General features: G+C 72.5%; 6 protein-coding genes. 3 read left to right on the top strand and 3 right to left on the bottom strand.

The window, feature by feature from the left end; translation table 11 throughout:
• Positions 1–112: 112 nt before the first annotated feature.
• The 3 genes from gltX to ACWGJO_RS40120 form a co-directional block, all read right to left on the bottom strand.
• Complete coding sequence (gltX, locus tag ACWGJO_RS40110; protein WP_452190686.1) at positions 113–1,612, bottom strand: glutamate--tRNA ligase; 1,500 nt, start codon at positions 1,610–1,612, stop codon at positions 113–115.
• Positions 1,605–2,405, bottom strand: a complete 801-nt coding sequence (locus ACWGJO_RS40115) for a fumarylacetoacetate hydrolase family protein (protein ID WP_359915358.1) — start codon at positions 2,403–2,405, stop codon at positions 1,605–1,607. Before ACWGJO_RS40115 ends, gltX begins: the two co-directional genes overlap by 8 nt.
• 274 nt (positions 2,406–2,679) lie before the next feature.
• Positions 2,680–2,898: a hypothetical protein gene (locus tag ACWGJO_RS40120; protein ID WP_452190688.1), complete on the bottom strand. Its 219-nt coding sequence runs from the start codon at positions 2,896–2,898 to the stop codon at positions 2,680–2,682.
• A gap of 636 nt (positions 2,899–3,534) precedes the next feature.
• On the opposite strand from ACWGJO_RS40120, the gene ACWGJO_RS40125 reads away from it, so the two are divergent.
• From ACWGJO_RS40125 to ACWGJO_RS40135, 3 genes are all read left to right on the top strand, one after another.
• Positions 3,535–7,350 carry a nitrate- and nitrite sensing domain-containing protein gene (locus tag ACWGJO_RS40125; RefSeq protein WP_452190690.1) on the top strand — a complete coding sequence of 1,272 codons (3,816 nt, stop codon included), beginning with the start codon at positions 3,535–3,537 and terminating at the stop codon, positions 7,348–7,350.
• Between the two features lie 10 nt (positions 7,351–7,360).
• Positions 7,361–7,774, top strand: coding sequence for a roadblock/LC7 domain-containing protein (locus ACWGJO_RS40130; protein ID WP_359915368.1), 414 nt, complete (start codon positions 7,361–7,363; stop codon positions 7,772–7,774).
• A 170-nt stretch (positions 7,775–7,944) separates the two neighbouring features.
• The gene (locus ACWGJO_RS40135; RefSeq protein WP_380543469.1) at positions 7,945–8,370 is read left to right on the top strand and encodes a DUF742 domain-containing protein; all 426 of its coding nucleotides are present in this window, start codon (positions 7,945–7,947) and stop codon (positions 8,368–8,370) included.
• Positions 8,371–8,420: the final 50 nt, after the last annotated feature.

Genomic DNA, 8,420 nt, shown 5'->3' on the forward strand with positions numbered 1-8,420 from the left:
ACACCAACCCCTAAATTAGGGCCGCCACTGACTGTTTTTATAACTCCCCCGCCCGCGGGGCCCGCCGCGCCCCCCCCCCCCCCCCGGCCCCGCGGCCTGCTCGGCGCCCCGCTCAGGCGGCCGGCAGGGCGTCCAGGGCGGCCCGCAGCCGACGCAGCGTCTCCGGGCGTCCCAGCAGCTCCATGGACTCGAACAGCGGCGGGGAGACCCGGCGGCCGGTGACGGCCACCCGCAGCGGCGTGAAGGCGAACTTGGGCTTGATGCCCAGCCCCTCCACCAGCGCCTCGCGCAGCGCGGCCTGGATCGGCTCCGGGGTGAAGTCCGCGAGCTCCTCCAGTGCCTTGATGCTGGCCTCCAGCACCGGGCGGGAGTCCGCGGTGAGCACCTTGGCGGCGTCGTCCGGGTCGAGGGCGAACTTCTCCGGCGCCACGAACAGGAAGCCGGCCATGTTCACGATCTCGCTCAGCACGACCATCCGCTCCTGGGTGAGCGGCGCCACCTTGGCGAGCAGGTCCAGCTGCTCCGCGGTGGGCTCGGCCGGCAGCAGCTCGGCGCCCTGGAGGAAGGGCACCAGTCGGCGGACGAAGTCCTCCGGGGCCAGTCGGCGGACGTGCTCGGCGTTGATCGCCTCGCACTTCTTCAGGTCGAAGCGGGCCGGGTTGGCGTTCACCTTGGTGACGTCGAAGGCGGCGACCATCTCGTCCATGTCGAACAGGTCGCGGTCCTCGGCCAGCGACCAGCCCAGCAGGGACAGGTAGTTGAGCAGGCCCTCGCGGATGAAGCCGCGCTCGCGGTACATGTTGAGCGAGGACTGCGGGTCGCGCTTGGAGAGCTTCTTGTTGCCCTCGCCCATCACGTACGGCAGGTGGCCGAAGCGCGGGGTGGTGCCGTTGCCGACGCCGATCTCGGCGAGCGCGGCGTACAGCGCGATCTGCCGCGGGGTGGAGGACAGCAGGTCCTCGCCGCGCAGCACGTGGGTGATGCCCATCAGGGCGTCGTCCACCGGGTTGACCAGGGTGTACAGCGGGGCGCCGTTGGCCCGGACGATGCCGTAGTCCGGCACGTTCTCCGGCTCGAAGGTGAGCGTGCCGCGGACCAGGTCGTCGAAGCTGAGGGTCTTGTCCGGCATCCGGAAGCGCAGGATCGGCTCGCGCTTCTCCAGCCTGTAGACCGCCACCTGCTCGTCCGTCAGGTCGCGGCAGTGCCCGTCGTAGCCGGAGGGCTTGCCGGCCGCGCGGGCGGCCTCGCGGCGGGCGTCCAGCTCCTCGGTGGAGCAGTAGCAGTAGTAGGCGTGGCCGGCCTCGTACAGGCGGCGGGCGACATCGGCGTAGATGTCCATCCGCTGCGACTGGCGGTACGGCGCGTCCGGGCCGCCGACCTCCGGGCCCTCGTCCCAGTCGAGGCCGAGCCAGCGCATGGCGTCGAGCAGCTGGTTGTACGACTCCTCGGAGTCGCGGGCGGAGTCGGTGTCCTCGATCCGGAAGACCAGCGTGCCGCCGTTGTGGCGGGCGTAGGCCCAGTTGAAGAGGGCCGTGCGGACCATCCCCACGTGGGGGTTGCCGGTCGGGGAGGGACAGAAGCGAACCCGGACGGCCGGGTCAGTGTTAGCCACGCTTGATCACCTTGTTGGTGAGAGTGCCGATGCCTTCGATGGAGACGGCGACCTCGTCGCCGACGTTGAGCGGGCCCACCCCTGCGGGCGTGCCGGTGAGGATGACGTCGCCGGGCAGCAGCGTCATGGCCTCGGAGATGTGGACGATCAGCTCGGCGACCGAGCGGACCATCAGGGAGGTGCGGCCGGTCTGGCGGAGCTCGCCGTTGACCGTGCAGGTGATCGCGAGGTCGCTCGGGTCGAGGTCGGTCTCGATCCACGGGCCCAGCGGGCAGGCCGTGTCGAAGCCCTTGGCCCGGGCCCACTGGCCCTCGCGCTGCTGGACGTCCCGGGCGGTGACGTCGTTGGCGCAGGTGTAGCCGAGGATCACCTCGGGCACCCGGTCCAACGGCACCTCACGGCACATCCGGCCGATCACCACGGCCAGTTCGGCCTCGTGGTGGACGTCCGAGGAGAACGGCGGGTACGCGATGCTCTCGGTCGGACCGATCACCGAGGTGGACGGCTTGAAGAAGGTGAGCGGGGCGTCCGGGACCTCGTTGCCCAGCTCCGCCGCGTGCGCCGCGTAGTTGCGGCCGACCGCCACGATCTTGTTCGGGAGCATCGGGCTGAGCAGCCGGACGTCCTGGAAGCGGTAGCTCTCACCGGTGGGCTGGGGCTGGCCGAACGGGTGGCCGGCCAGCGCGTGGACGACCAGCGAGTCGGGCCGGGAAGGGTCGCCCTCCACCACGCCGAAGGAGACGCTGCCGGCGGCAGGGCTCCCTTCCCGGACGGAAAACCTGGCAATGCGCACGGCTGGGACACCCCTCGCTTCGTCGGCCGCCCGGGGCGCGCCCGGGCGCTGGTGGGCGCCCCGCCCGCAGTGGGCGCGGCCCCGTCAATCGGCCTCCAGGCTATCGCGTGGGGGCCCGGCCGACCGCTTTGCCCCTGTTCAGGAGGGTCGGGGCCGAATGCCCCGCGCGGCCCGCGGGCGGCTCGCCGGCGCGGGCCGCGGGGGCGCCGCACAACGGCGAGGGCGCCGCCGTCACCGGGGTGACGACGGCGCCCTCGGCGCGGCGCTGCGGCGGTCAGTCCTGCAGGACGACGACCGGGGCGACCATCAGGCGGGTGCGGCGCGGGTTGGCGGTGGCAGTCGGCAGTTCGGAGCCGTAGGTCACGACGTCCTCGGGCTTGCGGGCGCCCGGGATCTTGCTGAAGTCCTCGACCGAGGCCAGCGTCGTCCGGCGGGGGTTCGCCGTGGGGCGGCAGGACAGCGTGGACTTGGTGGCGTTCTTCGCCTGGGACATCGAGAGCACCTCGTGGTCATGGCCGGGTCGATCGCGGCGATCGGCACCGGCCTGATGGATTCCGATTGATTCGGAGGGGTTCTGGGCAGGCTGATCGGGGCCGTGCTCCGGAGACAGCCAGGTTACGAGATCTCATTCCACAGAGGCCGTGACCAAAGCTACACATTAGACTGTGATTTTGCTCACAAAATGCCGAGCAAAGTGCAGATATCCGACATATCGCCGCACCGGGATTTTCCGGCATTTCGCCGATAAAGGGCATTCCGGAAGGTCTGTGACTCTTCCCGACCCCGGGTCCGCTTGGCATGTATCCGGCGAGTGTCCGAAAAAGGCGGTATTCCGGTCCTGTTACCGCACAGTCCGTGAGAAGACGCAAGCGTTCGGTAGCGCCGGACGCCCGGTACGTGCGGCCCTTGTTGGGATTCCCCGGCTGTGCTGGAATGCGACGGACCGTGGGTAGGGAGTGGTCCACCCCGGTGCCCGCTCTCCCGGACCGGCCGGGGTGCGGATGGAAACTCGACACCGTCCAGGCCGTGGCGACGCGGCGGGACGCCCGGTCCAGAGGTTGCGACGCCAGTGCAGGGACGTTTCAAAAGGGGTAGCGGCGCCGCGGGTAACCCGGAGTCGCGTGAGCCTGTGGCAGCCCCTCAACAGGCGGCGGCCCCCGGCGGCCCGGCCGAGCCGGTGACACCCGAGGCCATCGGCCACCCGGAGGAGGAGGGCCAGGAGCGGAAGTCCGCCCGGGACAAACTCCGCACCTCCCTGACCCGGCGCCGCGCCACCGGTCTGAACCGGCTCGCGATGCGCAACTGGCGCATCCGCACCCGTCTGATCGCGCTGCTCGCCCTCCCCGTGCTGGTCTCGCTGGTCCTCGGTGGCCTGCGCATCCAGAGCTCGATGGAGAACTCGCAGCAACTCGCCCAGATGGCCAACCTCTCCGACCTGGCCAAGAAGGCGACCAACCTCGCGGACGCGCTCCAGACCGAGCGCGACATCAGCGCCGGCCCGATCACCCACGACCCGGCCGCGCCGCTGGACGACGACATCGTCGCGGCCCGCAAGTCCACCGACGACCTGAGCCGCACCTTCACCGCCTCCTCCGACAAGTTCGAGAACCTCGAACTGTCCGGCGGAAAGGCGCTGTTGCTCCAGATCCGCAAGGACCTGAACTCGATCGCGGACACCCGCAGCCTGCCGTACCAGAACAACCAGAACATCCAGTCGACGATCACCGCCTACGACGTGATCATCCGCGACCTGCTGTCCATCACCCAGGACATCGCGCTCGCGTCGAACAACAAGGACCTGGTCGTCTCCACCCGCGCGCTCCAGCAGTTCTCGCTGGCGAAGAACGCGACCTCGCAGCAGCGGGCCCTGATCAGCGCCGCGCTCGCCAACCCGAAGACCCCCGACCTCAGCCCCAGCGACGAGTCCTTCGGTATCCGTCTGCGCAGCTCGTACGACAACGCGATCGCGAGCTTCAACAACATCTACACCGCGCACGACCTGGACAACCTGCGCAGCCAGCTGAGCTACAACTCGGTGGTCGCCGACGCCGACCGCTACGCCTCCACGATCCTCACCCAGAGCGGCATCCGCCAGACCGAGGCGGTCAGCTACAAGGACTGGTTCGAGAAGGCCAGCTCCAAGATCACCGCCGAGCGCCGGATCGAGTCCAAGCTCATCGAGAACCTGGACGGCAAGGCCCAGGACCTCCAGTCCCAGGCCGACGCCGACGCCCTGATCATCGGTGTCGCGGTCGCCCTGGTGCTGCTCGTCGCCCTCGGTGGCGCCGGTCTGATCGCCCGCTCGATGGTGCGCTCGCTGACCCGCCTCCAGGCGGCGGCCGAGGACGTCGCCGAGCGCCGTCTGCCCGAGCTGGTCAAGACCCTCTCCGAGGCCGACCCCCACGACGTCGACACCACGGTCGAGCCGGTCGCCGTCGACTCCACCGACGAGATCGGCCACGTGGCCCACGCGTTCGACATGGTGCACAGCGAGGCCGTCCGCCTCGCCGCCGAGCAGGCCCTCCTGCGAGGCAACATCAACGCGATGTTCACCAACCTCTCGCGTCGCAGCCAGGGCCTCATCCAGCGCCAGCTGTCGCTCATCTCCGAGCTGGAGAGCCGCGAGGCCGACCCGGACCAGCTGGCCAACCTCTTCAAGCTGGACCACCTCGCGACCCGCATGCGCCGCAACGGCGAGAACCTCCTCGTCCTCGCCGGCGAGGACCCGGGCCGCCGCTGGACCCGTCCCGTCCCGCTGGTCGACGTGCTCCGCGCCGCCGCCTCCGAGGTGGAGCAGTACGAGCGCATCGAACTCGCCGCCGTGCCGTCGGCCGAGGTCGCCGGCCGCGTCGTCAACGACCTCGTCCACCTGCTCGCCGAGCTGCTGGAGAACGCCACCTCGTTCTCCAGCCCGCAGACCCGCGTCCGGGTCACCGGCCACGCGCTGCCGGACGGCCGCGTGCTGGTCGAGATCCACGACACCGGCATCGGCCTGAGCCCCGACGACCTCGCCGAGATCAACGAGCGCCTCGCCAACCCGCCGACGGTGGACGTCTCGGTCTCCCGCCGCATGGGCCTCTTCGTGGTCGGCCGCCTGTCCCTGCGACACGGCATCCGCATCCAGCTGCGCCCCAGCGACTCCGGCGGCACCACCGCGCTGGTCATGCTCCCCGTGGACGTCACCAATTCGGGTGACCGCCGCGGAGCCGGCCGGGCCGGTTCCGGCCAGGGCAAGCAGCAGCGCGGGGTCACCCCGACGCCGCGCCAGCAGCGCCAGGTGCCGCCCGCCCGCCAGGGTGGTCCCGCCGCGCTCGGCCAGGGCCCGGCCGCGGGTGCCCCGCAGGGCGGTCGCCCGCAGCTCGGCCAGGGCGGTCCCGCCGCTCCGGCCGCTCCCGCTCCGCAGGCCGGCCCGCAGGCCGGCCCGGGTGCGCCCGCCGGCGGTCTGCCGACCCGCCAGGTCGGCAAGTCGCTGCGGGAGAACCCGGCCCCGCAGGGCGGCGCTCAGCAGGGCCAGGGCCGGCGGCCCGCCCAGCCGCAGCAGAAGCAGCAGGCCCCGCAGCAGCCGCAGCAGCCGCAGGCGCCGCAGCAGCAGACTCCGCAGCAGGCCCAGCAGGGCGGTCTGCCGCAGCGCGCCCCGGGCCGTCAGGGCCCGCCGCAGAGCGGCCCGAACGGCCTGCCGCGCCGCGGCGGCCGTCCGCAGCAGCCCGGTCAGCCCCAGCCCGGTCAGCAGCAGGCCCCGCGGCAGCCGCAGCCCGGTCAGCAGCAGCCTGGCCGGCCCGGCCAGGAACGGCAGCATCCCGGCGGCGAGTTCGACGGCGGTCCGGGTGCCCGGACCGGCGAGCAGCCCCAGCACGGCCGCCCCGGCGGCCCCGGCACGCCGCAGCAGGGTGCCCGTCCGGGCAACCGTCCGCAGGACGGCCTGCCGCAGCGCCGTCCGGCCCCGCAGGGCCCCGGTGCCCCCGGCCGGCCCGCCGGCCAGGGCCCGCGCGGTCCGCAGCGCCCCGGCCCGGACGCGCCGCAGCGCGACCGTCAGCCGCAGCTGCCGCCGCAGGCCCAGCAGCAGCCCCAGCCGCTGCCGTCGGCCGAGCCGGCGCCGGTGGAGAGCACCCAGCAGTTCGCCCGCCCGCGCTTCGAGGCCAGCCAGATCGACCCGCGCGACCCGCTGGGCCTCGGCCTGGTCGAGCCGGTGCTGCCGAACGTGCCGAACCCGCCGCGTCCGGAGCCGGTGCGCCAGGAGCAGGCGCCGCAGCAGCCGCAGCCGCTGCCGTACCAGGAGCCGATGGCGCTGCCGACCGGTCCGTCCGAGGCCGGTCAGCGGCCCGGCGGCGAGCAGCCGTGGGCCCCGCAGGCCGACGGGCAGCAGGCGCGGCAGCGGTCGTACCAGCCGCGCCGCCCCGGTACCTCCTCGCCGGAGTTCCAGCCGCAGGCCCAGGAGCAGCAGGCTCCGCAGCAGGCACCCCGGCAGCAGGCGCCCCAGCCGGCTCCGCAGCAGCAGGCCCCGCAGCAGCAGCCGCAGGCCCAGCAGCAGCCTCCGCAGCAGCAGAACCAGCAGCAGCCTCCGCAGCCGCAGGGCCAGCAGCCCGGCACCGGCGACGCGCCGTGGCGTCCGTCCGCGAACGACGAGCGCTGGCGCCGCGCCGAGCAGGTCCGCGAGCCCTCGACCAGCGGTGTCACCATGTCGGGCCTGCCCCGGCGGACCCCGCAGGCCAACCTGGTCTCCGGCACCGCCGAGGCCTCGCCGCTGACCGGTCCGCAGGTCTCCCGGGCCCCCGAGGAGGTCCGCGGCCGGCTGACCAACCTGCGCCGCGGCATCCAGCAGGGCCGCCGCGTCGGGGCCGAGCAGGCCGCCAACCAGTCGGGCTTCCAGCATGGTGCCCAGCAGCCCGGATTCGATAGTTTCGGTGGCCGGAGCGACGGCAACGGCGCAGATCACCAGGAGCGTTGAGTTGAACCAGATGAGCCAGGCCGCACAGAACCTGAACTGGCTGATCACCAATTTCGTGGACAACACCCCCGGGGTGTCCCACACCGTGGTGGTCTCCGCGGACGGCCTCCTGCTGTGCATGTCCGAGGGCTTCCCCAGGGACCGGGCCGACCAGTTGGCGGCGGTCGCCTCCGGTCTCACCTCGTTGACCAACGGTGCGAGCCGGATCTTCGAGGGCGGCGAGGTCAACCAGACCGTGGTCGAGATGGAGCGGGGGTTCCTGTTCCTGATGGCCGTCAGCGACGGCTCGGCGCTGGCCGTCCTGGCCGCCCCGGACTCCGACATCGGCCTCGTCGGCTACGAGATGGCCCTGCTCGTCGACCGGGCCGGCGCCGTCCTCACCCCCGCACTCCGCGCGGAACTCCAGGGCAGTCTCCTGCACTGACCCGGGGCTCCCGCGCGGATCCGCCCACCCCGTCCCACCTGCCCTCGCCGGGTCCGACCCGACCGGACCCGGCGAACCACCCTCAGCTACCCTCAGGCAGCTGATCTCGCCTCAGCTGGCACCGCCCCAGCTGGAACCGGCTGCTCAAGGCTGCAGCACTAGGAGGACCCATGACCCCGCCTTCGACACCCGCCGGCTCGTACGGCAACGGGTACGGCAGCGGCTACGGCGGGCAGCAGTCCGACGGCTACGAGCAGCAGCCGCTGGTCCGCCCGTACGCGATGACCGGCGGCCGGACCCGCCCGCGGTACCAGCTCGCCATCGAGGCCCTGATCTCCACCACCGGCTCGGCCGACCGGACCAGCGGACTGCTGCCCGAGCACGCCCGGATCGTCAGCCTCTGCCGCGAGGTCAAGTCCATCGCGGAGATCTCCGCACTGGCCGGCGTGCCGCTCGGTGTCGCCCGCATCCTCGTCGCCGACCTTGCCGAGGCCGGTCTCGTCGCCATCCACCAGCCCGCCGCCGCGGGCGAGTCGGGCGGAACGCCCGATGTCACGCTGCTCGAAAGGGTCCTCAGTGGACTTCGCAAGCTCTAACGCGGCCGCCCCCACCCGCGCCACCACCTCCGCGAAGATCGTCGTCGCGG

Source organism: Kitasatospora sp. NPDC054795 (assembly GCF_053611565.1).